Raw genomic sequence first — 25,980 nt, 5'->3', positions numbered from 1 at the left:
TAATGGCCTCTTCGCAGCGCAAGGCTGCTCCTACAAGTCGGCGCGACAGGGGTGGGCGCTGGCTTGCCGGCGATAGGGCCAGTGCAAGAACACAAATTACATCAGCCGTAGAGCAACCGCTCTGCCAACATCTGCGCCACCCGCGCCGGCGAGCGCTTCTCTGCCTGTGCATGGCCAAACACTTCGGTCAGCCGTGAAGGTATCCGCGCCAGGTGCGCGGTGATGGTGCCCAGGTCTTCGCCACGATGGGTAAGTGCCACGTAGATCAACCCACCGGCATTGATCACGTAATCGGGCGCATACAGTATCCCGCGCGACTCCAGCTGGTCGGCTACCTGCAAGGTGGTCAGCTGGTTGTTCGCCGCCCCCGCCACGGCCGCACAACGCAACTGCATCACGCTCTGCCCGTTCAACACCGGCCCCACACCGCAAGGGGCAAAGATGTCGCAAGGGGTGCTGATCAACGCATCGTTGGTCACCGGATGGGCATTGAACTGCTCCACCGCCAGCCGCACTCGTCCAGGGTCTAGGTCGCTCACCAGCAGGTCCGCCCCTGCCGCATGCAGTTGCTCCGCCAGCGCATAACCGACATTGCCCAGCCCTTGCACCGCAACCCGAAGCCCTTGCAGGTCATCACTGCCAAGGCGGAACGAAGTGGTGGCACGAATGCCAGCAAAAACCCCCATCGCCGCATGCGGTGAGGGGTCACCCGAGGCCGTGGTGCTGGTCACATGCGGTGTGCTCTGGGCAATGCAGTCCATGTCCAGGGTCGAGGTGCCGCTGTCCACGGCGATGATGAAGCGCCCTTGCAAGGTGTCGATGAAGCGGCCAAAGGCCTCGAACAGCGCGGCACGGTTTTCCACATGCGGGTTGCGCATGATCACCGCCTTGCCGCCCCCCAATGGCAGGCCAGCCAGCGCCGCCTTGTAGCTCATACCCTGGGCAAGGCGAATGGCGTCTGTCATGGCGCTTTCATCATCGGCATAAGGCAGGTAGCGGCAACCGCCCATGGCGGGGCCCAACTGCTCGCTGTGGATCACCACCACAGCCTTCAGGCCGGTAGGCGGATCGGTGAACAAGTGCAGCGACTGGGTACGGGTGCTTTGCATCAGCGCGAACATCGACAGGCTCCCCTACGAGGTGCTCTTTCCAGTATAGGCACGGCCCTTGGGCTGGTAGCGCCGCCGGACCACTGGACGAAACCGCGCGCCACGGCTAATACTCAAACGTGTGTGGAGAAGCCCCATGAAGCCACGTCAAGCCTGCCTGGCCTGCCTGGAACGCGAGCCCGTCGCCCTGCTGGAAGCCGCATTATGGATTGCCGCCGAGCACGACCGAAGCGTCGAGCCCGCGGCCAGCCTTGCCAAGCTGCATGACCTGCAGCGTGAGATAAGCACCAATCTGCCGATGCTGCCGCTGTGCGAACTGGCACAGCCACTGCTGCGCCAACTCAATGCCCTAGGCTTCCAGCAGGATGAATATCACCCGCTGCGCCCGCATGCCGCGATGATGGACAAGGTGCTGCAACGCCGCCGTGGCCAACCACTGACACTTGCCATCCTCGCCCTGGAACTGGCCCGGCGTCTGTCCATACCCCTTGAGGGCGTAGGCTTCCCTGGCCATTTCCTGCTGCGCGTGCCGGGTGCCGATCACCTGCTTGACCCCTGTGGCGGCCGGCGTCTCTACCCCAACGACTGCCGTGAGCTGCTGGCTCGCCAGTTCGGCCCGCATGTAGCGCTGACTGCCGAGCACATGCGCAGTGCCAGCCCGCTGCAGATGCTGCAACGCCTGTCACGCAACCTGCGCCAGTTGCATATAAGCAACGACAACCACCTGGCGGCACTGATCGATGCCGAGCGGGTCATGCAACTGGGCCCGGTGCAGGTCAGCGACTATGTGACTCGCGCTTCGCTATACCAGCATCTGGATTGCCCGCAGGCCGAGCGCTTTGATCTGGAGCATGCGTTATTGCTGACAGAGGACCCGGTCCAGCGCCTGAAGCTTTCCGAACGTATCGGCAAGCTTCCGGCGGCGAACCGTTCCATTCACTGAGCCGGGCTGTCCGGCTGCCGGGCGGGGTGGGCCTGGGCGAACGCCGCGTGTTCGGCCGCAAGGGCGGCAACCCGAAGGATGCGCGGGAAGCTGTCGAGGTCGATGTTGAAGCGTTCGGCCGCGTACAACTGCGGGATCAGATAGACATCCGCCAGGCCCGGCTCATCGCCGAAGCAGAAGCCATGATCGCCTATCAGTTGCTCAACTGCCGCCAACCCTTGGCTGATCCAGTGACCAATCCACTGGTTGACCTGGCTTTCGTCCTGGCCGGCCTGGCGCAGTCGGTTGAGCACGCTGACGTTGTGCAGCGGGTGGATGTCGCAGCCGATGATCGCCGCCACGCCCCGTACCTTGGCGCGCGCCTCGGCCGCAGAAGGCAGCAGCGCGGGCTGTGGATAAACCTCCTCCAGGTACTCGATGATCGCCGGCGACTGCACCAGCAGCTCACCGCCATCGGTGCGCAAGGCCGGCACGCGGCCCTGCGGGTTGACCGCGACATAGCCCGAACCGCGCTGCTCACCCTGCAACAGGTTGACCGGCACGGACTGGTAGGCCAGCCCCTTCAGCGCCAGGGCAATGCGCACCCGGTAGGACGAGGTGGAACGGTAATAGGTGTACAGCTCCATGCCCGTGCCTCCTCAGTTGGCCGCGATGACCGTGCCGCGGCATTCACCGAAACCGATGCTGGCCACACCATCACGCACGCAGCGGGCACGCAGGATGATCTCGTCGCCGTCTTCGAGGAACTTGCGCACCTCGCCACTGGCCAGTTCCACCGGGTGCTTGCCCCCTTCGGTTATCTCCAGCAGGCTGCCGAACGAACCTGGAGTGGCGCCCGACAGCGTGCCCGAACCGAACAGGTCGCCCGGTTGCAACTGGCAGCCGTTGACGCTGTGGTGCGCGACCAGCTGCGCCACTGTCCAGTACATGCTGCGGGTGTTGCTCAGGGTCAGGCGGTGCGGGGCAAGATCCTGCTCGCGCATGCGCTCGGTCAGCAGCAGTACCTCAAGCTCGATATCGAATGCACCAGCGGCCTGGTCGCGCTTGTCCAGCAGGTACGACAGTGGCTGCGGGTCGCCTTCCGGGCGTGAGGGCTGGGCACAGCGGAACGGCTCAAGCGCTTCGGCGGTAACTACCCAAGGCGAGATGGTGGTGATGAAGCTCTTGGACAGGAACGGCCCCAGCGGCTGGTATTCCCAGGCCTGGATATCGCGCGCCGACCAGTCGTTGAGCAGGCACAGGCCAGCCACGTGCTCGGCGGCATCGCCTACCGGGATCGCCTGACCAATGTCGTTGCCCTGGCCGATCCAGATACCCAGCTCCAGCTCGTAGTCCAGGCGCGCGCAGGGGCCGAAGCTTGGCTCGGTGTGCCCGGCCGGCAGCGTCTGGCCCTTGGGCCGGCGCACATCGGTGCCGGACGGGCGGATGGTCGAGGCACGGCCGTGATAACCGATCGGCACGTACTTGTAGTTGGGCAGCAGCGGGTTGTCGGGGCGGAACAGCTTGCCCACGTTCTTGGCGTGCTCGATGCCCACGTAGAAGTCGGTGTAGTCACCGATCTGCGCCGGTACATGCAGCTGGCAGGCGCTGGCCGGGTACAGGGCGGCCTGCAGTGCCGCCTTATGTTCACTGTGTTCGCCCAGCAGCACCAGCAGGCGCTCGCGCAGGGCGACGCGGGCACCGCGGCCGAGGGCGAAGAATGCGTTCAAGACCCCACCACGGGTGGCCTCGACCGCGGCCTTGGCGGCACCGTCGAACAGGCCTGCGGCCAGCACCGCCTCCAGGTCGAGGATCGCGTCGCCGATGGCCACGCCACAGCGCTTGGCTTCACCCGGCCGGCTGAAGATGCCCAACGGCAGGTTCTGCAGCGGGAAGTCGCTGTGCCCGTTGGCGTGCTCGACCCAGCTACGGGCAATGGCGGTCTGATTCATGGGTTATCTCCGGTTCGGGTTGAAGGTGCTCGGCAAGGTGGCCCAGCAACTATCGTAGTCGGCCTGCAACTGCGGGCATTCAAGGGCTTGCAGGCTCGGGCGCAGCACCTGGCTGGTCTCGAACATGAAGGCCATGGTGTTGTCGATCTTGTGCGGTGCCAGGTCGGCAGCAATAGCCTTTTCGCAGGTTTCGGCGTCGGGGCCATGGGCGCTCATAACCCCGTGCAGCGAGGCGCCACCCGGCAGGAAGCCCTCGGCCTTGGCGTCGTAGGCACCATTGATCAGGCCCATGAACTCGTTCATCAGGTTGCGGTGGAACCATGGTGGACGGAAGGTGTTCTCGGCCACCATCCAGCGTGGCGGGAAGATCACGAAGTCCATGTTGGCCATGCCATGCACGCTGGTCGGCGAGGTCAGCACAGTGAAGATCGACGGGTCCGGGTGGTCGAAGCTGACCGTACCGATGGTGTTGAAGCGACGCAGGTCGTACTTGTACGGCACGTTGCTGCCATGCCAGGCGACCACGTCCAGTGGCGAGTGCTGCAGTTCGCAGGCCCAATGTTCGCCCAGGAACTTCTGCACCAGCTGCACCGGGCCATCGGCCTCTTCGTAGCGCGCCACAGGGGTGAGGAAGTCGCGCGGGTTTGCCAGCCCGTTGCTGCCGATCGGGCCCAGGTCCGGGATGCGCAGCGGCGCGCCGTGGTTTTCGGCGATATAGCCGCGGGCCTCGCCGTCGAGCAGTTCCACCCGAAACTTCATGCCACGCGGGATGACCGCGATTTCCAGCGGCTCGACTTCCATCACCCCCAGCTCGGTGGCAATGCGCAGGCGGCCCTGTTGCGGCACCAGCAGTAGTTCACCGTCGGCGTTGAAGAACACCCGCTCCATCGACCGGTTGGCGCGGTAGATGTAGATGCTCACGCCGGCCGGTTTTTCCGCAGCGGCGTTGGCCACCATGGGCAGCCAGCCCTCGATGAAATCGGTCGGTTCGACGGGGATCGGCTGGGGGTTCCAGCGCAGGCGGTTGGGGGTGATGGCCCCCAGCGGGCCGGTCAGCGGCTGGCGCGCCAGGCGCTCGAAACGGGGATGCAAGGCAGATGGGCGAATACGGTACAGCCACGTGCGGCGCAGTTCGCTGCGGGTCATGGTGAACGCCGTCCCCGAGAGCAGCTCGGCGTACAGCCCATAGGGCGCCTTCTGCGGCGAGTTCTGCCCGACCGGCAAGGCCCCTGGCAGCGCTTCGCTGGCAAACTCGTTGCCGAAGCCGCTGAGGTAGTGAAGGTCGGGTGACGTATCGCGATTCATCGATGCCTCCGGGCTCTGGCCGAGCCGTTGCTGGCAGCTGGCTGCTGGCCCGGGGCGGGGTGGCAGCGCGTCTGCATTGTTTTTATCGTAATCAGATTACGAATAACGTAATTTGCTACGGGCAATGCGTCAAGCTATAAAGGCGCGACTCGAAGAATCCGGAAGAAGATGTCCATGGCAAAAGCCAGCTCCCCCGCCGACAACGGCAAGCAGAAAGTCCGCTCGGCGGAGGTCGGCACCGACATCCTGAAGGCTCTTGCCGAGCTCTCCCCGTCCACCTCCCTGTCGCGCCTGGCGGAACATGTGCAGATGCCAGCGAGCAAGGTGCACCGTTACCTGCAGGCGTTGATCGCCAGCGGTTTTGCCGAACAGGATGCGGCCACCAACCATTACGCCCTGGGGCGCGAGGCTCTTCGGGTAGGGCTGGCGGCGCTGGGCAGCATCGATGTGCTGAAGATTGCCGCGCTGCCATTGTCACAGCTGCGCGATGAACTGAACGAGAGCTGCTTCGTTGCCGTATGGGGCAACCAGGGCGCGACAGTGGTCAGCATCGAGCCGGCAGTACGCGCGGTCACGGTGGTAACGCAGATCGGCTCGGTTCTGCCGCTGCTCACTTCGTCCACCGGGCTGGTGTTCGCTGCCTATCTTCCCGAGCGCGAGACCGTGGAGTTGCGTGACCGGGAACTGGCCGCCCTGCAGCACAGCGCCGCCGACTACCAGGCAGTACTGGCGGGCATTCGTGAACGTGGCCTGCACCATGTGCACGGGCTGTTGATGCCGGGCGTGGATGCGCTGTCGGCCCCGGTGTTCAATGCCATGGGGCAGATCGCCGCGGTGATGACAGTGGTCGGGCCGACCTCGATCTTCCATGCCGACGAGCATGGTCCGGCGGCGCAACGGTTGCTGGCAGCAGCACGGGAAACCAGCTGGCGCATGGGCTATTCGCCCGCCGACTGAGCGCCTTCGGCACTATTGCCCGATACGTAAAGGTGAATGTCATAAGCGGCTATTTTTCCTGCAGGATCAGGCGCTTATTCTTAACTCACTGGCCGGCATGAAGGGCTCTCCCCCCGCCTTTCAGGCCTGCGAGGTTCACCGACGTAGATTTTGAAGCTCCTTGATCTGACGTCTCGATTGGCCGCTGCGGCTTGCAGCGGCCTTTTTTATCTGCCCTGAAAAAATCTTCGCCCGCGAAGAGGCCGGCACAGGCATACAAGTTTCAGCCAAGCGGATACTTCTGCAAGTTGGCCATCATCTGCTGCAACGCCTGCAAGCTGTCCTGTGGGTGCACTGCCCCGTCGAAGTCGCCAATCCGTGCCCAGTTCTCCGCCACCTGCTCCGGAGTAAAGCCTTCACGCGGATCGAAGCCTACCCCCAGGCTGCGCTCCCAACGCACCTTGCCCACCCAACCGCCCCCCACTTCGAACAGCTCACCACTGCCCTGGCACTGCTCGCTGCCCAGATACACCACCAGCGGGCTGACCAGCTCAGGCTTGAGCCGCTCGAACACCTGGGGCGGGATCAACCCTTCGGTCATGCGGGTGCCACCCGTGGGGGCGATGGCGTTGACCAGGATGCCGTGCTTGCGCCCTTCGATCGCCAGGGTACGTGTCAGCCCATACAGGCCCAGCTTGGCCATGCCGTAATTGGCCTGGCCGAAGTTGCCGTAGATGCCGGACGTGGAAGCGGTGAAGATCACCCGCCCCCAGTTCTGCTCGCGCAGGTGCGGCCAGGCGGCGCGGGTGACCTTGTAAGCCCCCTCGACATGCACCTGATACACCTGCTCCCAGTCGCTGTCTTCCATCTTGTGGAAGGTTTTGTCACGCAGGATGCCGGCATTGTTCACCAGCACATCGACCCGGCCGAAGCTGTCCAGGGCCTGCTCGACAATACGCGCGCCTTGGCTGACCGAATCATGGTTGGCAATGGCACTGCCCCCGGCAGCGCGGATCTCCTCTACTACCCGGTCGGCGGCGGAGGCGCTGGCACCTTCACCGTGGGTGGACCCGCCGAGGTCGTTGACCACCACCCGCGCACCACGGGCAGCGAACAGCAGCGCATGGGCACGGCCCAGGCCGCCCCCGGCTCCGGTGACTATCACCACGCGATCTTGCAGACAGACAGGCTCGCTCATGCTCATGGCTCCAGGCAGGTTCAGGTAGGCCGAGTGTCCGCCGCCAGCAGCGGGCGGACAATCAAGCTCACGCAGGCTGAATGCCTGGCAATAACGCAGCACGATGGTTATGGGGCCGCTTTGCGGCCCATCGCCGGCAAGCCAGCTCCCACACCAACCGCGCCGGCCTCCAGGCATGCGCTGTACCTGTGGGAGCCGCCTTGCCGGCGATGAGGCCCTGTCAGGACCACGCCACTTTCTGCTGGAAACAGCTCAGCGGTTGTTCACGAAAGGCCAGGTAATGGCGTAGCACCTGCACCGGCGCTTCGGTATGCGGGTAATGGCCGATGCCCTGCAACTGCACGGTGTCCGGCTCCGGCACCAGTTGCCGGTAGCGCTCCACCATGTGTGCGCCGGAAAGCGGGTCGTCCACGCCATTGATGAAGCGCAGCGGCACGCCTTCGTGCTGCATCGCGCCAACCCAGCGGTCCCGGTGCAACCTGCGCTCTGGCATATAACCCACCAGCTTGTGCAGGATGCGCGTGCCACGGTTGGCGGCTATCAGGCTCCAGAAGTCATCCAGCGCACTTTCACTAGGGTGGGTGCAAGGGCCGTAGACCTGGGTCACGTTGCGCACCAGGTCGTCGCGACCGAACGAGCGCCCTACCAGCCAGCCCAGGCGGCTGAGCAACAGCTTCTGTACCAGCAGCATGCGGCAGCTTTCGGGGAACAGCCCGCTGTTGAGGAACACGCAGCTGGCAATGCTGGCGCGCTGTTCATGATGCCGCGCCAGCATTTCCTGGGCCACACTGCCGCCGTAGTCATGGGCCAACAGATGCACCGGCTGGTCGACCTTCAGCTCGGCGAGCAAAGCCTGCTGCAGGTCGGCCTGCTCCATCAGGCTATACACGTGATCGACCGGTTTGGCCGAATCGCCAAAGCCGAGCATGTCACAGGCGATAACCCGGAAGCGCTGGGCCAAAGGCCCCCAAAGGTAGTGCCAATCCCAGCTGGCGGTGGGGAAACCGTGCAACAGAAGCAGGGGCTCTCCTTGCCCTGCGGTCCAGTAACGGATGCTCTGGCCCCGGAAGCTGAAACTCTGTCCCCGGGTACGCCAGACGCACAATGGAATTTCGGCCATGGGCATCAGAACGGTCCCGGTGAAGTGGTGTTGGCGGAATAGAGCAAGGCTGCGGTCATTGCATGTCACCTCGGCACTTACATGTGCTCTCTATGTCGAGGCTGAGTCTAGCCAGCAGCCCATGGGCTGGAACTTGCGTTGCCAGCCAGCTTGATGACTTGGCGAGTCAGTGGCACGAACGGTCAGAGCAGCACAGCCAGCAGCGGTGCCGCGAACAGGTTCAACAGCCCGGTCAGGACCATGACCAGGCCGGCCACCGAACCCTCCTCGCGGCCTACCTCCTGTGCCCGGCTGACACCGGCACCATGGGCGCCAACACCGAACAGCGCGCCCCGCGCCAGCGGCGTGCGCAACGGCAACCAGCGCAGTAGCACGCCGCCGAGCATGGCGCCCAGTACGCCGGTGAACATCACGAACACCGCCGTGAGCTCCGGTACGCCACCCAGGTCATGGGCCAGTGGCATGGCAAAGGGCGTGGTGATAGAACGCGGCACCAGCGACAGGCTGGTCGCGCTGTCCAGCGCCAACATATGAGCCAACCCCCAGGAACTGGCGATCGAAGCGCTACTACCGGCGACCATACCCATCATCAGTGCCGGCCAGTGGCGCGCCAGCATGGCCCGTTGCTGCCAGATCGGCACCGCGAATGCCACGGTCACCGGGCCAAGCACACTCATCAGCCAGTGGGTGTTGCGGGCGTACTCGGCATAAGCGGTGTGCAGCGGCACGGCCACCGCCAGCAACAGTACCGGCACCAGGATCAGCGGCGACAGCAGGTAGCGCCCGCTGCGCCGGTACAGCCAGCGGCTGCCCAGGTACGCCAGCAAGGTCAGAGCCAGCCAGAACAGCGGCATGGGTTCAAGGCTCATGGCGCAACCTCCAGCGGCACACCAGTTCCACAGTCAACGCGGTCACCACCATTACCGTCAGGGTGCTCACGGCAATCACCAGCAGGATGCGCCAGCCCTCGTCACGGATCAGAGCGCCATAATCGAGCAGGCTCATCAGCGCCGGAATGAAGAACAGCAGCATCTCAGCCATCAGCCAGCCTGCGCCCAGTTGAAGCATGGCTGGCTTGAGCACACCTGAGGCAAACAGCAACAGCAGCAATGCCAAGCCCATCACTCCGCCAGGAATCGGCCAGCCCAACCAAGTGGCAAGCTGGCCACCGAGCAGGAACAGAGCACAGAGGATCGCCAGCTCGACGAGCAGGCGCAGGGCTTTTTTCAACAACGCAGGTTTCATGGGGGGGGTCCTCTACAGGCCCTCATTTTAAGTTTTGGCTGCCTAGGCCAGAAGCGAATTGTTAGACTGAACAACATTCCAGAATGGAATTGTGATCATGGAATTCAAACAGCTGCGCAGCTTTATCGAAGTGGTCCACCGCGGCGGTTTTACCCAGGCCGCGCAGACCCTGCACATCAGCCAGTCGGCGGTGAGCAAGCAGGTGGCTCAGTTGGAGCAAGATGTGGGCCAGCCGCTGCTGGAGCGCCAGGCCTCGCAGTTGCACCTGACCGCTGCCGGGCGCATCGTCCTGGAGCGCGGCGAAGCCTTGCTGCGTCAACGTCAGGCATTGCTCGGCGAACTGGACGACCTCAGCCAGATGAGCCGCGGCGAACTGCGGCTGGGCCTGCCGATGCTGGGCAGCGACGCGCTGTTCGCCGGGTTGTTCGCCGAATATCGGCGGCGTCACCCGAACATTGCAATCCACTTGCTAGAAGGTGGCAGTCGCAGCATCGAACAGGCGGTCAGAAGTGGTGAACTGGAACTGGGAGGCAGCCTGACGCCCAGTGACGAGGCGTTCGACTACCAGCCGTTCTGCAACGAGCCAATGGATGCACTGTTGCCTGCCGGGCACGAGCTGGCAGGCCAGGAGGCGGTAGATCTGTGGCAGCTGGCCGATACCCCGTTCCTGCTTTACCAACGCAGCTTCGTGCTCAATGACCGGCTGCTGAAGGCGTGCCAGCAGCAGGGTTTTACCCCCAAGGAAGGCGGTCGCAGTGGCCAGGCGGATTTCCTCGCGGCGCTGGCAGCGGCGGGCCAGGGCGTGGTGTTGCTGCCCCGTGTGGTGGCGAAAGCGCTGGGGCGCCCCGGTGTGGTGCGCCTGCCCCTTCGCTCACCGGCGGATTTGCGTTGGGATATCGCGTTCATCTGGCGGCGCGGGGCGTATCTGTCACGGGCGGCGCAGGCGTGGTTGTCTTTACTACGCAAACATCACGGCTGACGCGATCCCTGTAGGAGCGGCCTTGTGTCGCGAAAGGGCTGCAAAGCAGCCCCAGCAATATCTGCTGCGCTGCCGAATCCAGGGGCTGCTTTGCAGCCCTTTCGCGACACACGGCCGCTCCTACAAGGGCTCGCGTGAAGCCTCGAGTCAGGCCTTCAGTGCTTGAACAAGCTCAGCCAACCAAGGCTCTGCATCCGCCTCCGGAGTCACCGTCTCGCTGGCATCCAGGCGCAACATCGGTTGCACTTCGCGCACGCCCAGTTCGGCAAAAAGTTCGCGCATCTGCTCGCCACCACCGCAATAGGTATCGCCATAACTGCTGTCGCCCAAGGCAATCACCGCACCCGGCAGACCACGCCAGGCCGCAGGCAGGGTATCGCGAATGCTGCAATACAACGGCATGAGGTTGTCCGGCAGTTCGCCCATGCCAGTGGTCGAGGTCACGGCCAGCAAGGCGTCGGGGGCGAAACCTTCAAGGTCCTGCAAGGTGGCGCGCGCCGCATGCCAGGCCTCCAGGCCCGCAGCCTTGAGCAGCGATTCAGCGTGACGGGCGACTTCTTCGGCGGTGCCGTAGACCGATCCGGAAATAATGGCGACTTTCATCGGGTAGTGGATTCCGAAACTGAGTGAAAACGTAGGATACTAGCATCCGGCGCTGGCAAAAGGCCGCCTCTACCAAAGTCACCATCCTAAGCCCTGCTTCGCACCCTTGTTTATTCAATGGCCCGAACATGATCAACGCGCAACTACTGCAATCCATGGTCGATGCGTCCAACGACGGCATCGTGGTCGCCGAACAGGAAGGCGACGACACCATCCTCATCTACGTGAACGCGGCCTTCGAACGCCTGACCGGCTACAGCCGTGACGAAATCCTCTACCAGGATTGCCGCTTCCTGCAGGCCGACGACCGCGACCAGCTTGGCCGCGCCCGCATCCGCAAGGCCCTGGCCGAAGGCCGACCGTGCCGCGAAGTGCTGCGCAACTACCGCAAGGATGGCAGCGCTTTCTGGAACGAACTGTCGATCACCCCGGTAAGGCACGACGCCGAACAGCGCACCTACTTCATCGGTATCCAGAAAGACGTCACTCGCCAGGTCGAACTGGAGCGGGAACTGGCGCAACTGCGCGTTCGTCCGAAACCCGACGAACGCACCTGAACCAAGTACGCCACGCACGGTCAATCCCGTTGAAGAAATCGCCATCGAGTTCGATCATGCAAGCAGAAGCGCTCCTGACCCAGGACGAGCTGGATTTCATACAGAACATGCAGCATTCGCCGCAGTTGAACCTGGCCGACCCCATGTCGAGCCTGCTGGTCAATGGCGACCGCCGCATCCAGAGCTTGCTCACCCGCTTGGTGGCCAACGAGCAGGTAACCCTGCAGGCCCAGTTCAACAACCAGCAAATCAGCTTCCCGCTGCAACTGGTGGAAGACGAGTTCCACGCCCTGCACCTGCAACTGGGCTCACCGGAAATCTACGAGGACGGCCCCATGCTGCGCCCCTGGCGCCTGTCGATGGAGAAGCCGAGCGCACTGCTCGATGCCCATGGGCAGGAAACTGGCCTGTGGGTTCGCGAGATCTCGTTCAAGGGTACATTGCTGGAAGTCCGTGGCCTGCCAGCGGCACCAGCCCACTTCGAATTGCGCTTCGCCCCTGATGGCATCCCCCCCATCGAACTGCATGGCGTGCTGGGCCGACGCATCGGCCCGGACCTGGCAGCCTACGACCTCAGCCAAAGCCCGGCCGAAGAGATCGAACGCCTGCGCGACTACATCCTCCAGGCCCATCGCCGGGCCCACCCCGAGCTACACACTCAGGTATCGAACTGACCGGCCAGAAACTGCCGCAAACGCTGGCGCATCACGCTACCCTGCGCACCCAGGCAAGCGATCGGGCTGCCAGCCAGGCTGTCCTGTGCCAGTTCCGCCGCTTCACCCGCCAGTAACAACGGGCACTCCAGCCCAGCCACCAGGCGCGTCAGCCGCCGTGTGAGCTCCGTCGTTGGCGGCTGATGGGAAAACAGCACCAGGGCATCCGGTTTCAGGCGTTCGCAGACCAGTGCCAGTTCTGCCAGCGGCTGCCCGCTCGCCAGTGGCGTCACGCCAACTTCATCGCAGCCCAAGGTCAGGCTGGTCACCAGCAAATCCAACTCGTGGCACTGCCCCGGCAATGGCGCCAGCAGCACCATGCGGCTGCGCGGCGCGCGGGCGAGTTGCAAGCGGGTATACACCCGGCCACGCAGGAACTGATCGAGGAACAGCCACTCGCTGGCCTGCCCGTAGCCGCCCTGACCGGCCGCCAGGTCATGCCACACAGGCATGAACACTTCACTGAATACCTGGTCCAGGGTGCAGGCAGCAAATACCTCGTCGAACAGGCGGTCCAGGCCGACAAGGTCAAAACGTTGTAACGCCTGGCGAATTTGCTGCTGCCAGCGCCCCCAGGCGCCCGTCGCGCCACCTGCCTGCCCGGCACGGGCATGGTCGCGCGCGAGGATGCTGGCAACCTTGCTTACCGCCACGCCGCGCTCCAGCCAGCCAAGGATGCGGCGGATGTCATCGATGTCGGCCTGGGAATACAAGCGGTGACCGCTGTCGGTGCGGGTAGGCTGGATCAGACCGTGGCGGCGCTCCCAGGCGCGCAAGGTCACGGCATTGACGCCGGTCAGGCGGGAAACCTCACGGATCGGAAACAGGTCCTGCGCGAGGCCCGCATCGATTACCGGATTCAGTCCCTGTTCGTTCATCTGCACGGGGTTCCCTGTGTGTCCAAGTTGAACACCTAGTCTACTACGGCAATACCAGGCGCTGGGGCGCAACCGTTTGCCGGCTTACAGTTGCCGAAGATCGCAGATGGGCGATAATCCGCGCCCGATTCTTGCATGCATGCCTGTGTCGCCCACCACCCCGGGCCACTCAGCCAAAGGGGCCGGCTACCCGCCAGCCCCGTTGCCAGGAGATACACGATGTCTACCCCACCCGTCACCTTGATGGTGTCGCGCCGCGCCGCCCATGGCCGCTACCAGGACCTGCTGGCCTGGCTGCATGAAGGCGAGCAGCTGGCCACCGACTTCCCCGGCTACCTTGGCTCGGGCATCCTCGCGCCACCCCGCGACAGCGACGAATTCCAGATCATCTTCCGTTTCAGCGACGAGCCGACTCTGCATGCCTGGGAACATTCCGCCTCGCGTCGGGCCTGGTTGCAACGCGGCAACGGCCTTTTCGAACGCCCCAAGGAAGCGCGCGTGAGCGGCATCGACGACTGGTTTGGCACCAACATGGTGCAAAAACCACCACGCTGGAAGCAGGCTGTGGCCATCTGGCTGGCCTTCTTCCCGGTCTCGCTGGTGTTCAACCTGGTGTTCGGCCACTGGCTCGCTGCGCTGGACCTGGTACCACGGGTATTGCTCAGCACCCTGGGCCTGACGCCGGTGATGGTCTACCTGTTCATCCCCCTGTCCACCCGTCTGCTGGCCGGCTGGCTGCATGCGTCCCCCGCCCCTGCCGGCGCCCTGCGCAGCCGCTGAGGCCAGGCCGTACACGCGGTAGACAGTTCGGGTATGCTGGGCGGCAACCAAAGGACAGACAAGTTGACCGCCCTGAACATGAACAGCCCCATTCTCGTTACCGGAGCCAGCCAGCGCGTCGGGCTGGCCCTGGCCCTTGAACTGGCGCAGGCCGGCCATACGGTGGTCAGTGCCAGCCGCAGCGTCCAGCCACAAGCGGCTCACCCGAACATCGTGCAGTTCCAGGCCGACCTGTGCCAGCTGGCCGATCGACAGGCCCTGATCGACTACTTGCACAACCATTACGACGGCCTGCGCGCGATCATCCACAACGCCTCGTTGTGGCTCGACGATGGCCTCGACAACCTCGAGACCATGTTCCGCCTTCACGTCGAAGCGCCCTACCACCTCAACCTGGCCTTGGGCGACCTGCTGGCCAAGGTGGAAAAGGCCGACATCATCCACATTTGCGACGAAACCTCTTCGCGCGGCAGCAAAAGCCACATCGGCTACGCCGCGACCAAGGCCGCGTTGCAGAACATGGTGCTGTCTTTCGCCGAAAAATATGCGCCCAAGGTGCGTGTGAACGGTATCCTGCCCGGGCTGCTGATCCTCAAGGAAGGGGGTGACGAAACCTACCGCCAGCAGACCCTGAAAAAGGCCCTGCTGGAGTTCGAACCCGGCGCCGGCCCGCTGATCGAGACGGTCAGGTACCTGCTCGCCAGCCAGTACAGCACCGGCAGCCAGGTGGTCATCAACGGTGGCCGCCACCTGAAGAACCGCATGACCTGAGAGAAGCCCATGACCCCACAGCAACAGCTCGAACTCGAGGCCGCCGCGTTCCGGCGCCTGGTCGAACACCTGCAGAAGCGCACCGACGTGCAGAACATCGACCTGATGAACCTGTCCGGCTTCTGCCGCAACTGCCTGTCCAAGTGGTACAAGGCCGCGGCTGACGAGCGCCAGCTCGACCTGAGCCTGGATGACGCCCGCGAAGCGGTGTACGGCATGCCTTACGCCGAGTGGAAAGCCCAATACCAGAAAGAAGCCAGCGCCGACCAACAAGCGGCGTTCGAAAAAGGAAAACCTCGTGACTGACCTGAACACCCTGCGCGCCAGCCTGGCCAGCGGCCAACACGTGTTTGCCGACACCCTGGCGTTCATTGCCGACAACTACAGCTACCAGCCACAGGCCTTCGACAATGGCGGCGTGGCGAATGCAGCCGGGCAGAACGAAGGTTCGTGCAAGACCCTGGGCCTGGCGCTGCTGGAAGGACTGAGCGACCAGGAAGCGCTGCTGGCCTTTGGCGAGCACTACCGTGACGTGGTGGCCACGCCCGAGGGCAGCGACCATGGCAATATCCGTGCGCTGATCAAGCATGGGCTGGCGGGCGTCAAGTTCGCCGAGCTGCCGCTTGCGCGCAAGGCTTGAGATAGCCGGGGCTGCTTTGCAGCCCATCGCGACACAAGGCCGCTCCTACAGAAGACCGCGTTCCCTTGTAGGAGCGGCCTTGTGTCGCGATAGGGCCGCAGAGCGGCCCCAAAATCTCGAAACCAACCTCAGCTGATGATGGTTCCCGGCACCCCTCCCGCCAAGCCACCCTGCTGCAACCACTGCAAGGCCACCGGCCACAAACTTTCGCGAAAGCGGTCATGGAAGAACGCGAAATGGCCAATTTCATCGACCGAGATATCCACAGGCGCAATACGCAGGTGCTGGCGCTCGGCGCCCTGCAGATAACCCAGCAAACGCTCGGTCGCCGCCACGGTACCAAAGGGATCATCGGTCAGGCTGATGGCCAGCGTCGCCGCCCGCACCTGGGCGAACGGTAGTGCCTCCAGTGCACGCCCGCTGGGTCGGTGCTCATAGCGCGGGGTACGGGTGGTCCAATCGTGCACCACGCCGGATGGCGTATCCTCCAGCCAACCCAGACGCTTGCCGGGAAAATAACCGAACACACGGGTGAGCAGCGGCATTACCACATGCCACTTGCAGAACAGCTGCCAACGCTGGTCAGCCGCATAATCGCGCCAGTAGGCGAATTGCGCGCCAACCATCACCACCCGGCGTACCTTGTGCGCCGACGGTGCCAGCCCCACTGCGCAGCCGCCAAAACTGTGCCCCACCACATCCACCGGCTGGCCGGGGAAATGTTCTGCGGCATTCACCAGCATGGCTTCGAAATCCAGCCGGCCCCAGTCGCTCCAGGATGCCTGGAAGCCACGCAGCGAGGCCGGGCGGGATTCGCCAATGCCACGGTAGTCGTATGTCAGCACATCGCAACCTTGGGCGAACAGGTAGTCGGCGAAACGCGAGTAGTAGTGGCAGCGTACCGAAGTGGCAGCGTTGATGATCACCAGCGGGCGCTGGGGGTCAGGTCGGGCGTGGCGCCAGCGGAAACCGCCGAGGCTGTAGCCGTCGGCTGCGGTGTGGCGAAAGGCAGTGGCGGGTTGGGTGAGGCTGCTCATGGCACATTCCCTGTTGTTGTGCGCCAAAGCTAGCAAAGATTTTATAGCCTGTACCGGCCTCTTCGCGGGTAAACCCGCTCCTACAGGTACTCCATCTCCCTCAAGTTAAAAGGGATCCCTGTGGGAGCGGGTTTACCCGCGAAAGGGCCGATACAGGCCGGCAGCGATTACAGCTCGATGCAGTCGAACTTCACATCGGTAGCCACGTCTTCGTCGTAGTTGACGTCAGCGCGCTCGAAGCCGAACAGGTTGAGGAACTGCTTCTTGTAACCGGCATAGTCGGTCAGCTCGAACAGGTTCTCGGTGGTCACCTGTGGCCACAGCGCCTTGCAAGCGTCCTGCACGTCATCACGCAGTTCCCAGTCGTCCAGGCGCAGGCGGCCCTTCTCGTCGACTTCGGCCGGCGCGCCGTCGGCACGGTACATGCGGTCGCGGTACATGCGGTCCAGCTGGTCCTGGGTGCCTTCGTGAACACCCTTCTCCTGCATGATCTTGAACACCATCGACAGGTACAGCGGCATCACCGGGATGGCCGAGCTGGCCTGGGTAACCACCGACTTCAGCACCGCCACGTTGGCGCCGCCCTTGACTTCACCGGCCAGCTTCTTGTCCAGGCGCAGGGCGGTTTCGTCCAGGTCCTGCTTGGCCTGGCCCAGCGCACCGTGCCAGTAGATCGGCCAGGTGATGTCGCTGCCGATGTAGCTGAAGGCCACGGTGCGGGCGCCTTCGGCCAGCACGTTGGCGCCAGCCAGGGCGTCGATCCACAACTGCCAGTCCTGGCCACCCATGACGGTGACGGTGTCGGCGATTTCCTGCTCGGTAGCCGGCTCGATGCTGGCCTCGATGATGGTGTCCTTGTTGGTGTCGATGGCGGTCGACTTGTACGGCTGGCCGATCGGCTTCAGGGCCGAACGCACCAGTTCACCGGTCTGCGGCAGCTTGCGCACTGGCGAGGCCAGAGAGTAGATGACCAGGTCGACCTTGCCGCCCATTTCGTTCTTGATCAGCTCGATGACCTTGGCACGGGCTTCGTCGGAGAAGGCGTCACCATTGATCGACTTGCTGTACAGGCCCTCGGCCTTGGCGAACTTGTCGAAGGCTGCAGCGTTGTACCAGCCAGCGGTGCCGGCCTTGGTCTCGGTGCCTGGTTTTTCGAAGAACACGCCCAAGGTGTCGGCCTTGAAGCCGAACGCCGCGGTGATGCGAGCTGCCAGGCCGTAGCCGCTGGAAGCACCGATGACCAGAACCTTCTTCGGGCCATCCTCGCGCACGCCCAGCTTGCGGGTGGCTTCGATCTGGTCACGGACGTTGAGCTCGCAGCCCTTCGGGTGAGTCGTGGTGCAGATGAAACCGCGGACCTTAGGATGAATGATGGCCAATGTCTGTACCTCGTCAGGTTTATGCCGGGGGAAGCGCCGCCATGGGCGATTCCGGTTGATCAGAGGGTGAGACTACCCCCGCAGGTTATCCGACACATATTACGGGGTGATCAAAGGGATTCAAAACCAAGGTTTGCCTGTGCCGGCCTCCTCGCGGGTAAACCTGCCCACAGAGACCGCGCAGATCTTGAGGGCTGCGCAGTAGCTGTGGGAGCAGGTTCAGCCGGGAAGTGGCTGCCAACGTCAATCGCGGTGCCGACGGCGCCCCGTGATCATCGACCACGGCAGGTTTTCCCGCATGCGCACGCTCTCGTAGATTGCCGCCAGCACATGCACGCAAACCAGCACCAGCAGCGCGTTGGCCAGCCAGCTGTGCAGGTCCATCGGCCAGTCGACACCAAACAGTGCGTCCACCTCCTGCGACGCCCACCCGGTAAGGCCCAGGCCGGCGATACAAGTCAGCATCAGCACCATCACCAGGGCGCCAATCGGCGAATGCCCCATATGATGGTCAAGCCCCCCATGCAGCAGCGCACGGGCATGTCCGACCAGGCTTGCCGGGGATGGCCAGAAATCGGCCCAGCGCGCGCTGCGTGGCCCGACAAAGCCCCAGACCACACGCACCACCACAACGGCTAGTGCGTAGTAGCCCAGCCACTGGTGCCAGCCTTCACCCTCTTCGTTGAAGAAGTAGTTGGCGAAGAACACCACGGCGATCGACCAGTGGCACAGCCGCAGCAGGGGGTCCCACAGCTGTACCGTGCCGTCGCTGTTCAATCGTGGTACTCGGTCTTGACTGCCTTGCCCGTCACTGGGTCATGGTAGATCTCGACCTTCTTGCCATCCTTGTCGAAACCGTAGATCTCGTAGCAGTTACCCTTGGTGACCTTGAACTTGTTGATCTTGTAGCCCTGCTCCTTGAGCTGCGCCTGGAATTTTTCCTGATCCTGCCAGGTGCTTTTGTCAGCGGTGGTGCATTCGGTGGCGGCGAATGCAGCGCTGCTGCCGATCAGGAGGGTCATGGCGATCAATGTACGCATGGGCATGTGCTCCCATCCAGATGAGTGTAATAGCGCATCCCTGAGCATAGTTCCGCAGGTCGCTTCGCGCTCATTCATTTGCTTTACACATCAATCGCAAAGAAAAACAAACTTAACAAATGAGCCAAAGCCACCGATGCTTGAGGCATTACGCCCATCGCACGGAGAACAACAACATGAACGACGTGGTCATCGTCGCCGCAACCCGTACCGCCATCGGCAGCTTCCAGGGCGCCTTGGCCACTGTGCCTGCAGTAGACCTCGGTGCCGCCGTGATCAAGCGCCTGCTGGAACAGACCGGGTTGGCCCCGGCGCAGGTCGATGAAGTCATCCTCGGCCAGGTGCTTACCGCCGGCGCCGGGCAGAACCCGGCACGCCAGGCCGCGATCAAGGCCGGCCTGCCCTTCAGCGTGCCGGCAATGACCCTGAACAAGGTCTGCGGCTCGGGCCTGAAGGCACTGCACCTGGCCGCTCAGGCCATTCGCTGCGGTGATGCCGAGGTGGTCATCGCCGGTGGCCAGGAGAACATGAGCCTTGCCCCTTATGTGATGCCGGCGGCCCGCACCGGCCAGCGCATGGGCCATGGCCAGCTGATCGACAGCATGATCAGCGACGGCCTGTGGGATGCCTTCAACGACTACCACATGGGTATCACCGCCGAAAACCTGGTGGACCAGTACGGCCTCAGCCGTGAGCAGCAGGATGCCTTTGCCGCCGAGTCGCAGCGCAAGGCGGTGGCAGCGATGGAAGCCGGCCGCTTCGATGATGAAATCACCCCGATCGTGCTGCCGCAGAAGAAGGGAGAACCCAAGGTGTTCGCGCGGGACGAACAGCCACGCCCGGATACCACCGCTGAATCCCTGGGCAAACTTCGCCCGGCGTTCAAGAAGGACGGCAGCGTCACCGCTGGCAACGCCTCGAGCCTGAATGACGGTGCCGCCGCCGTACTGCTGATGAGCGCCGCCAAGGCAAAGGCCCTGGGCCTGCCGGTGCTGGCCAGGATCGCGGCTTACGCCAGTGCCGGTGTAGATCCGGCGATCATGGGCATCGGCCCGGTGTCGGCCACCCAGCGCTGCCTGGACAAGGCCGGCTGGCAACTGGCCGAGCTGGACCTGATCGAAGCCAATGAAGCCTTTGCCGCGCAGGCGCTGGCCGTGGGCAAGGCGCTGGAATGGGATGCCACGCGGGTCAACGTGAATGGCGGGGCGATTGCCCTTGGCCACCCGATTGGTGCGTCCGGGTGCCGGGTGCTGGTGACCCTGCTGCACGAGATGATCAAGCGGGACGCCAGGAAAGGCCTGGCAACCCTGTGCATTGGTGGCGGGCAAGGCGTGGCCTTGGCAATCGAGCGGTGATCTCGGACTGACTCAAGCAGGCTCGGCCTCTTCGCGGGCTTGCCCGCGAAGAGGCCGGTACAGGCAACAAAAAAAATCAGGCAGTGGCACGCAGCTCGCGGGCAGCTGCGACCATGTTCACCAGCGCTGCCTCGGTCTCCGGCCAGCCGCGGGTCTTCAGCCCGCAATCCGGGTTGACCCACAGGCGCTCGGCCGGGATACGCTGGGCAGCCTTGTGCAGCAGCTTGACCATTTCCTCACGGGTCGGCACCCGTGGCGAGTGAATGTCATACACACCCGGGCCGATCTCGTTGGGGTAGGCGAACCGTTCGAAAGCCGCCAGCAGCTCCATGTCGGACCGCGAGGTCTCGATGGTGATGACGTCGGCATCCATCGCCGCGATCGACTCAATCACGTCGTTGAACTCGCTGTAGCACATGTGGGTGTGAATCTGGGTTTCGTCACGCACCCCCGAAGCACACAGGCGGAAGGCCTCGGTGGCCCACTCCAGATAATGGGCCCAGGCGCCGTGGCGTAGCGGCAAGCCTTCACGGAACGCCGCTTCGTCGATCTGCACGATCCTGATACCCGCCGCTTCCAGGTCGACCACTTCGTCGCGGATCGCCAGCGCCAACTGGCGCGCCTGCACTTCGCGGCTCACGTCCTCACGCGGGAACGACCACATCAGCATGGTCACCGGGCCGGTCAGCATGCCCTTCATCACCTTGCTGGTCAGGCCCTGGGCATAAGTGATCCACTCCACGGTCATGGCCTTCGGCCGGCTCAGGTCGCCAACGATCACCGCAGGCTTCACACATCGCGAACCATAGCTCTGCACCCAACCAAAGCGGGTGAATACATAGCCATCGATCTGCTCGGCGAAGTACTCGACCATGTCGTTGCGCTCGGCCTCGCCGTGCACCAGCACATCCAGGCCCAGGTCCTCCTGGATTTTCACCGCATGGCGGATCTCGCTGTGCATGGCCTCGACGTAATCGGCCTCGGTCAGCTTGCCCTGCCTGTAGGCCTGGCGTGCCAGACGAATCGCCGAGGTCTGCGGGAACGAACCGATGGTGGTGGTCGGGAACGCCGGCAGGTCGAGCCCCGCACGTTGCTTGACGATACGTTGGGCAAAGGCTGATTTTCGCTGGCTGTCAGCGGGCTTGATGGCTGCCAGGCGGGCCTGCACGCCAGGCTTGTGAATACGCGGCGAAGCGGCGCGGCTGGCCTGCACGGCCTGGCTCTGGGCCAATGCGGCGGCCACGTCGGCGGCGTGCGGGGCATTGATGGCCTTGGCCAGCAGCGCCACTTCCTGGCACTTCTGCACGGCGAAGGCCAGCCAGCTGTGCAGTTCGGCATCGAGCTGGTCTTCACGGTCCAGGTCCACCGGGCTGTGCAGCAGCGAGCAGGACGGCGCCACCCACAGCCGCTCACCCAGGCGCTCATGGGCATGGCGCAGTACCTCCAGCGCCTTTTCCAGGTCGCAGCGCCAGACGTTGCGGCCGTTGACCAGGCCCAGCGACAGCACCTTGTAGGCCGGCAGGCGGTCGAGGATGGTCGGGTACTGCTCGGGCGCCCGCACCAGGTCGATGTGCAGGCCATCGACTGGAAGGTTGGCGGCCAGGCCCAGGTTGTCTTCCAGGCCGCCGAAGTAGGTGGCGATCAGCTTCTTCAGTGGCGCCCGCTGAAGGATGTTGTAGACGCGCTCGTAGGCATTCTTCCAGTCCTGAGGCAGGTCCAGGGCCAGGATCGGCTCATCGATCTGCACCCACTCCACGCCCTGGGCAGCCAGGCGGTTGAGGATCTGGTCATACAGCGGCAGCAGGCGGTCGAGCAGCTCCAGCTTGTCGAAATCGCCACCTTTGGCCTTGCCCAGCCACAGGTAGGTCAGCGGGCCGATTACCACCGGTTTGACCGCATGGCCCAGGGCCTGGGCTTCTGCCACTTCTTCGAACAGTTGCTCCCAGCTCAGGGCAAACTGTTGGTCGACAGTGAATTCGGGGACCAGGTAGTGGTAGTTGGTGTCGAACCACTTGGTCATTTCCTGGGCGTGCGCGCCGCCGCAGCAATTGTCACCCACGGCGCCACGGGCCATGGCGAACAGGGTCTGGAAAGTGGGCCTGGCAGCGTCGTGGCTGCGGAAGCGCTGCGGGATCACGCCGAAGGTCAGCGAGTGGGTGAGCACCTGGTCGTACCAGGCGAAGTCGCCAACCGGCAGCAGTTCGATGCCGGCGTCTTTCTGCACCTGCCAGTGGCGGGCACGCAGCTCGCGGCCGACGGCGCGCAGGCCGGCTTCGTCGAGTTCGCCCTTCCAGAAGGCTTCCTGGGCCTTTTTCAGCTCGCGGTCGCGGCCGATACGTGGAAAGCCCAGGTTGTGTGCCAGTGCCATGTCTTGTCCCTCAGCATGCATAAATGAATGAGGGGATTTTCCGGGCACTTTCATCTTGAGACAAACTCATTAAATTTGAGATGAACTCAAGACTTATTCATGTTCGTGAATTTGTACTGCCTGTACTGGCTCTTTCGCGGCTAAAGCCGCTCCTACAGGTACCGCGCCACCCTGTGGGAGCGGCTTTAGCCGCGAAAGGGCCGGCACAGGCAAACCCGGATGTCTCATTCAGAGCACCACCCTGCGCATCCGGACATGACCGCACCCGCCTTCTGCCGCACAATGCCAGCCTGACCAAACCAGGTACCCGGCCCCATGAGCCTGCTGAAAACCGCGCTGCGCGAAAACACCTTCGTCTGCGTCATGGAGTTCGTCCCCAAGCCCTCCACAGAACGCTTTGCTGCCATGGACGCGATCCTGGCCCGTGCGCACCTGTGCGGCTGGCCGATGACCGTGGCAATCGGCGACCGCGTCGGCAGCCCGCTGGACATGTCGCCACTGGACGCCCTCGCCTCGTTCAGCAACCCGGTACCCGCCCTGCCGCACTTCTCCGGCAAGGACCGCGAACGCCACCACCTGCTCGCCCAACTGCAACGCATGGATGCCGCCGGCCTCGACCAACTGTTGCTGCTTACCGGCGACCGCCTGCCCGGCCACCAGCCTGGCCAACGCCCGGTGCGCTACCTGGAATCGGTCGCAGCCCTGCAGATCGCCCGCCAGGCCTGCCCACACTGGCTGCTTGGCGCGGCGCTCAACCCGTTCAAGTACTGCGAGGACGAAGGCGGTGCCCAATACTTCAAGGCCGAGAAAAAACTGGCGGCGGGCGCCGACTTCCTCACCCTGCAACTGGGCTTCGATGCCGGCAAACACCAGGAAGCCATGCACTGGATGAGCCGCCAGGCCATGCCCAGGCCGATGCTGGCCTGCCTGATGAGCCTCACCCACGGGCGTGCGACGATGCTCGAGCACGTGGCTGGCGTGACCGTCACGCCGTCCATGCGCGACATGCTGGAAGCGGAAGCGGCGCAGTCCAAGGCCTTTGCCCAGGCGCGCAGCGTCGACCGCCTGGCCTTGCAGATCATCGGCGTGAAGCTGATGGGCTACGCCGGCGTGCATCTGTCGGGGGTTCACGAACTCAAGCAACTGCTGGCCCTGGAGGCACGCATCGAGCACTGGCAGGCGCAAATCCACACACTGGAACAATGGGCGCCGGCCTGGCAGGCCAGCTGGCAGATGCCCGGTCTGCCGGCAGTCAGCTTCCATCCGCAGCAGGCAAGCTGGCGCCAGGGCGAGTCACGGGTCGATGCCTCGTTCAAGGAGAAAGCGCGCTATCACCTGATGCACGGCATGCATTCGCTGCTGTTCAGCCGCCGCAATAGCCTGAGCAAGGCATTTGGCTGGGCCGTGCGCCAACCGATGTGGGCTACCCGCCTTGGCGCACAGGTGCTGCACAAGGTGGAACACGCGGTGAAGCACCCGCTGGTAGGCTGCGAAACCTGTGGCCGCTGCCGCCTGGAAGACACCCTGTACATCTGCCCGGAAACCTGCCCCAAGGGCCTGGCCAACGGCCCCTGCGGCGGCACCGCGCTGAACCGCTGCGAGTTCGGCGACCGCGAATGCATCCACAGCGTCAAGTACCGCACCGCCAAGGCGGTGCGGCAGACGGCGCTGCTGACCGAGCGCCTGATCCCGTGCATCGAGCTCGAGACACGCCACCGCAGCTCATGGCCGCAGTGGTTCCAGGCCCAGACGCCGCGTCAGCTCAGCCCGCAGCCAGCGCCTCGAACCCAGCCCGAATCGTAGCCTCGGGCAATTCGTCAGCGATGAACACCATCACGCTCTCGCGAGTTTCACCCTCGGCCCACTCGGCGTCCCAGTCAAAGCCATAGAGCTTGAGCACACCCTGGAACACCAGCTTGCGCGCTTCACCGGCAATGTTCAGCACGCCCTTGTAGCGCAGCAGCTGCTTGCCGTGGGTTTCCAGCAGTTCGTTCATGAAGTCGCTGAGGCGGTCGATGTCCAGCGCGCTTTCCGTGCGCAGCACCAAGGTGGAGATCCGGTCCGGGGTAGCGGGCTTGAGCAACGGGCGTAGCGCTGGCTTCAGGTTCGCGCCCAGATCGGGGTTGAGGTTGAAACCACGCACATCCAGCAGCTCGGCCAGGTCGATGCGACCATGCTCGACCACGCGGATCGCCGCCCGGCCATTGATGCGGGCCAGGCGCTCGCGCAGGGCCTCCACCGCAGCGGGCTCGACCAGGTCGGTCTTGCTCAGCAGCAGGCGATCGGCAAAGCCGACCTGGGCCTGGGCGATGGTCTGGGTCAGGTGCAGCTCGGCGTGGGCGGCATCGACCAGGGTAATGATGCCATCGAGGATGTAGCGCTCACGCAGTTCCTCGTCGATGAAGAAGGTTTGGGCCACCGGCGCCGGGTCGGCCAGGCCGGTGCATTCGATTACCAGGCGGTCGAAGGCGATCTCGCCGGCATCCAGGCGTTCGAGCAGCAGGTACAAGGCGCGGGTCAGGTCGCCGTGGATGCTGCAGCACACGCAGCCATTGGCCAGGGTCATCACCTGCACCGGCTCGTCGCCCAGCAGCTGGCTGTCGATGCCGGCCTCGCTGAATTCGTTTTCGATCACGGCGATCTTCAGGCCGTGCTCGGCCTTGAGCATGTGCTTGAGCAAGGTGGTCTTGCCGGCACCGAGGAAGCCAGTGAGTACGGTTACGGGGATAGGCGTCTGCACGCAGAACATCTCCTGTGCGGAAAAAACAATGGCCTCATCGCTGGCAAGCCAGCTCCCACAGGTACCGCACAAACCTTGAGGCCTGTGGAGTACCTGTGGGAGCCGGCTTGCCGGCGATGAGGCCGGGACAGGTTAACGCTTGAGGCTCAACAGCACTTGGGCCCGGACTTGCCGCCGTAACGCGCTTCCTGGCGTTCGCGGAAGAACTCCTCGTACGTCATGACCGGCTTGTCCGGGTGCTTGGTCTGCATGTGCTCGACGTAGTTGTCGTAGTCGGGCATGCCGACCATCAGGCGGGCTGCCTGCCCCAGGTATTTACCCAGTCGACCCAGGTCGTTGAACATCGCAGCAGT

General features: G+C 63.9%; 28 protein-coding genes. 11 read left to right on the top strand and 17 right to left on the bottom strand.

The window, feature by feature from the left end:
- Window positions 1–101: 101 nt before the first annotated feature.
- Window positions 102–1,121: a Glu/Leu/Phe/Val dehydrogenase dimerization domain-containing protein gene (locus tag CAG18_RS12860; protein WP_015271770.1), complete on the bottom strand. Its 1,020-nt coding sequence runs from the start codon at window positions 1,119–1,121 to the stop codon at window positions 102–104.
- Between the two features lie 124 nt (window positions 1,122–1,245).
- Between CAG18_RS12860 and CAG18_RS12855 the strand changes: the two genes are divergently transcribed.
- Window positions 1,246–2,052, top strand: coding sequence for a SirB1 family protein (locus CAG18_RS12855; protein WP_013974185.1), 807 nt, complete (start codon window positions 1,246–1,248; stop codon window positions 2,050–2,052).
- Here the strand turns inward: CAG18_RS12855 and maiA are convergent.
- From maiA to hmgA, 3 genes are read right to left on the bottom strand one after another with little or no spacing between them, the layout of a single operon-like run.
- Window positions 2,046–2,678 carry a maleylacetoacetate isomerase gene (gene maiA / locus CAG18_RS12850; protein ID WP_054572768.1) on the bottom strand — a complete coding sequence of 211 codons (633 nt, stop codon included), beginning with the start codon at window positions 2,676–2,678 and terminating at the stop codon, window positions 2,046–2,048. The genes CAG18_RS12855 and maiA overlap by 7 nt on opposite strands.
- Window positions 2,679–2,690: 12 nt before the next feature.
- Window positions 2,691–3,983 carry a fumarylacetoacetase gene (fahA, locus tag CAG18_RS12845; protein WP_015271772.1) on the bottom strand — a complete coding sequence of 431 codons (1,293 nt, stop codon included), beginning with the start codon at window positions 3,981–3,983 and terminating at the stop codon, window positions 2,691–2,693.
- Window positions 3,984–3,986: 3 nt separating this feature from the next.
- Entirely contained in the window at window positions 3,987–5,288 is a 1,302-nt protein-coding gene (gene hmgA, locus CAG18_RS12840) for a homogentisate 1,2-dioxygenase (protein WP_015271773.1), read from the bottom strand.
- 174 nt (window positions 5,289–5,462) lie between these two features.
- On the opposite strand from hmgA, the gene CAG18_RS12835 reads away from it, so the two are divergent.
- Window positions 5,463–6,245 (top strand): IclR family transcriptional regulator, encoded by a 783-nt coding sequence (locus tag CAG18_RS12835; protein WP_054572766.1) that lies wholly within the window; start codon window positions 5,463–5,465, stop codon window positions 6,243–6,245.
- Window positions 6,246–6,507: 262 nt separating this feature from the next.
- Here the strand turns inward: CAG18_RS12835 and CAG18_RS12830 are convergent, their stop codons facing one another.
- From CAG18_RS12830 to CAG18_RS12815, 4 genes are all read right to left on the bottom strand, one after another.
- Complete coding sequence (locus tag CAG18_RS12830; protein ID WP_085720991.1) at window positions 6,508–7,422, bottom strand: SDR family oxidoreductase; 915 nt, start codon at window positions 7,420–7,422, stop codon at window positions 6,508–6,510.
- Between the two features lie 220 nt (window positions 7,423–7,642).
- Complete coding sequence (locus CAG18_RS12825; RefSeq protein WP_039613040.1) at window positions 7,643–8,548, bottom strand: alpha/beta fold hydrolase; 906 nt, start codon at window positions 8,546–8,548, stop codon at window positions 7,643–7,645.
- A 176-nt stretch (window positions 8,549–8,724) separates the two neighbouring features.
- Window positions 8,725–9,411: an LrgB family protein gene (locus CAG18_RS12820; protein ID WP_015271777.1), complete on the bottom strand. Its 687-nt coding sequence runs from the start codon at window positions 9,409–9,411 to the stop codon at window positions 8,725–8,727.
- On the bottom strand, window positions 9,401–9,787 hold the full coding sequence (locus tag CAG18_RS12815) for a CidA/LrgA family protein (protein ID WP_015271778.1): 387 nt from the start codon (window positions 9,785–9,787) through the stop codon (window positions 9,401–9,403). The genes CAG18_RS12820 and CAG18_RS12815 overlap by 11 nt, the downstream gene beginning before the upstream one ends.
- A 97-nt stretch (window positions 9,788–9,884) precedes the next feature.
- Between CAG18_RS12815 and CAG18_RS12810 the strand changes: the two genes are divergently transcribed.
- On the top strand, window positions 9,885–10,766 hold the full coding sequence (locus tag CAG18_RS12810) for a LysR family transcriptional regulator (protein WP_085720990.1): 882 nt from the start codon (window positions 9,885–9,887) through the stop codon (window positions 10,764–10,766).
- A 147-nt stretch (window positions 10,767–10,913) separates the two neighbouring features.
- On the opposite strand, the gene CAG18_RS12805 is transcribed toward CAG18_RS12810, so the two are convergent.
- Complete coding sequence (locus CAG18_RS12805; RefSeq protein WP_015271780.1) at window positions 10,914–11,369, bottom strand: flavodoxin; 456 nt, start codon at window positions 11,367–11,369, stop codon at window positions 10,914–10,916.
- Between the two features lie 128 nt (window positions 11,370–11,497).
- Here CAG18_RS12805 and CAG18_RS12800 point away from each other — a divergent pair, with 128 nt between their 5' ends.
- Together CAG18_RS12800 and CAG18_RS12795 are read left to right on the top strand one after the other, a co-directional pair.
- Window positions 11,498–11,926: a PAS domain S-box protein gene (locus CAG18_RS12800; protein ID WP_054572763.1), complete on the top strand. Its 429-nt coding sequence runs from the start codon at window positions 11,498–11,500 to the stop codon at window positions 11,924–11,926.
- A 56-nt stretch (window positions 11,927–11,982) separates the two neighbouring features.
- Window positions 11,983–12,600, top strand: a complete 618-nt coding sequence (locus CAG18_RS12795) for a hypothetical protein (protein ID WP_015271782.1) — start codon at window positions 11,983–11,985, stop codon at window positions 12,598–12,600.
- Here the strand turns inward: CAG18_RS12795 and CAG18_RS12790 are convergent.
- On the bottom strand, window positions 12,585–13,517 hold the full coding sequence (locus CAG18_RS12790) for a MerR family transcriptional regulator (protein ID WP_085720989.1): 933 nt from the start codon (window positions 13,515–13,517) through the stop codon (window positions 12,585–12,587). The two genes, CAG18_RS12795 and CAG18_RS12790, sit on opposite strands and share 16 nt — an antisense overlap.
- A gap of 219 nt (window positions 13,518–13,736) precedes the next feature.
- Between CAG18_RS12790 and CAG18_RS12785 the strand changes: the two genes are divergently transcribed.
- From CAG18_RS12785 to CAG18_RS12770, 4 genes are read left to right on the top strand one after another with little or no spacing between them, the layout of a single operon-like run.
- Window positions 13,737–14,297 carry a hypothetical protein gene (locus CAG18_RS12785; protein WP_015271784.1) on the top strand — a complete coding sequence of 187 codons (561 nt, stop codon included), beginning with the start codon at window positions 13,737–13,739 and terminating at the stop codon, window positions 14,295–14,297.
- A gap of 33 nt (window positions 14,298–14,330) precedes the next feature.
- A complete protein-coding gene (gene folM / locus CAG18_RS12780; protein ID WP_085720988.1) occupies window positions 14,331–15,068 on the top strand; it encodes a dihydromonapterin reductase in 738 nt (245 codons plus the stop codon).
- Window positions 15,069–15,077: 9 nt separating this feature from the next.
- The gene (locus CAG18_RS12775; protein ID WP_003260708.1) at window positions 15,078–15,374 is read left to right on the top strand and encodes a DUF1244 domain-containing protein; all 297 of its coding nucleotides are present in this window, start codon (window positions 15,078–15,080) and stop codon (window positions 15,372–15,374) included.
- On the top strand, window positions 15,367–15,708 hold the full coding sequence (locus CAG18_RS12770) for a HopJ type III effector protein (RefSeq protein ID WP_003260709.1): 342 nt from the start codon (window positions 15,367–15,369) through the stop codon (window positions 15,706–15,708). Before CAG18_RS12775 ends, CAG18_RS12770 begins: the two co-directional genes overlap by 8 nt.
- Before the next feature lie 128 nt (window positions 15,709–15,836).
- Here CAG18_RS12770 and CAG18_RS12765 read toward each other — a convergent pair whose 3' ends face one another.
- The 4 genes from CAG18_RS12765 to CAG18_RS12750 all read right to left on the bottom strand — a co-directional run bounded on the left by CAG18_RS12765 (window position 15,837) and on the right by CAG18_RS12750 (window position 19,164).
- The gene (locus CAG18_RS12765; RefSeq protein ID WP_015271786.1) at window positions 15,837–16,745 is read right to left on the bottom strand and encodes an alpha/beta fold hydrolase; all 909 of its coding nucleotides are present in this window, start codon (window positions 16,743–16,745) and stop codon (window positions 15,837–15,839) included.
- 167 nt (window positions 16,746–16,912) lie between these two features.
- Window positions 16,913–18,124, bottom strand: coding sequence for an enoyl-ACP reductase FabV (gene fabV / locus CAG18_RS12760; protein WP_015271787.1), 1,212 nt, complete (start codon window positions 18,122–18,124; stop codon window positions 16,913–16,915).
- Between the two features lie 243 nt (window positions 18,125–18,367).
- Window positions 18,368–18,901 (bottom strand): cytochrome b/b6 domain-containing protein, encoded by a 534-nt coding sequence (locus CAG18_RS12755; protein ID WP_015271788.1) that lies wholly within the window; start codon window positions 18,899–18,901, stop codon window positions 18,368–18,370.
- Window positions 18,898–19,164, bottom strand: a complete 267-nt coding sequence (locus CAG18_RS12750) for a PepSY domain-containing protein (RefSeq protein ID WP_003260712.1) — start codon at window positions 19,162–19,164, stop codon at window positions 18,898–18,900. Before CAG18_RS12750 ends, CAG18_RS12755 begins: the two co-directional genes overlap by 4 nt.
- Before the next feature lie 176 nt (window positions 19,165–19,340).
- On the opposite strand from CAG18_RS12750, the gene CAG18_RS12745 reads away from it, so the two are divergent.
- On the top strand, window positions 19,341–20,519 hold the full coding sequence (locus CAG18_RS12745; protein WP_054572760.1) for an acetyl-CoA C-acetyltransferase: 1,179 nt from the start codon (window positions 19,341–19,343) through the stop codon (window positions 20,517–20,519).
- Between the two features lie 76 nt (window positions 20,520–20,595).
- Here the strand turns inward: CAG18_RS12745 and metE are convergent, their stop codons facing one another.
- Window positions 20,596–22,887, bottom strand: coding sequence for a 5-methyltetrahydropteroyltriglutamate--homocysteine S-methyltransferase (metE, locus tag CAG18_RS12740; protein WP_061303642.1), 2,292 nt, complete (start codon window positions 22,885–22,887; stop codon window positions 20,596–20,598).
- A 315-nt stretch (window positions 22,888–23,202) separates the two neighbouring features.
- On the opposite strand from metE, the gene CAG18_RS12735 reads away from it, so the two are divergent.
- Window positions 23,203–24,690, top strand: a complete 1,488-nt coding sequence (locus CAG18_RS12735; RefSeq protein ID WP_085720987.1) for a methylenetetrahydrofolate reductase C-terminal domain-containing protein — start codon at window positions 23,203–23,205, stop codon at window positions 24,688–24,690.
- On the opposite strand, the gene yjiA is transcribed toward CAG18_RS12735, so the two are convergent.
- Entirely contained in the window at window positions 24,650–25,627 is a 978-nt protein-coding gene (gene yjiA / locus CAG18_RS12730; protein WP_015271793.1) for a GTPase, read from the bottom strand. The two genes, CAG18_RS12735 and yjiA, sit on opposite strands and share 41 nt — an antisense overlap.
- 146 nt (window positions 25,628–25,773) lie before the next feature.
- Window positions 25,774–25,971, bottom strand: coding sequence for a YbdD/YjiX family protein (locus tag CAG18_RS12725; RefSeq protein WP_013974210.1), 198 nt, complete (start codon window positions 25,969–25,971; stop codon window positions 25,774–25,776).
- Window positions 25,972–25,980: the final 9 nt, after the last annotated feature.

Origin of the sequence: Pseudomonas sp. B22(2017), assembly GCF_002113105.1 — a bacterium.
GTDB classification, from domain to species: domain Bacteria; phylum Pseudomonadota; class Gammaproteobacteria; order Pseudomonadales; family Pseudomonadaceae; genus Aquipseudomonas; species Aquipseudomonas asiatica.
This window is presented reverse-complemented; position numbering and strand designations above follow the sequence as displayed.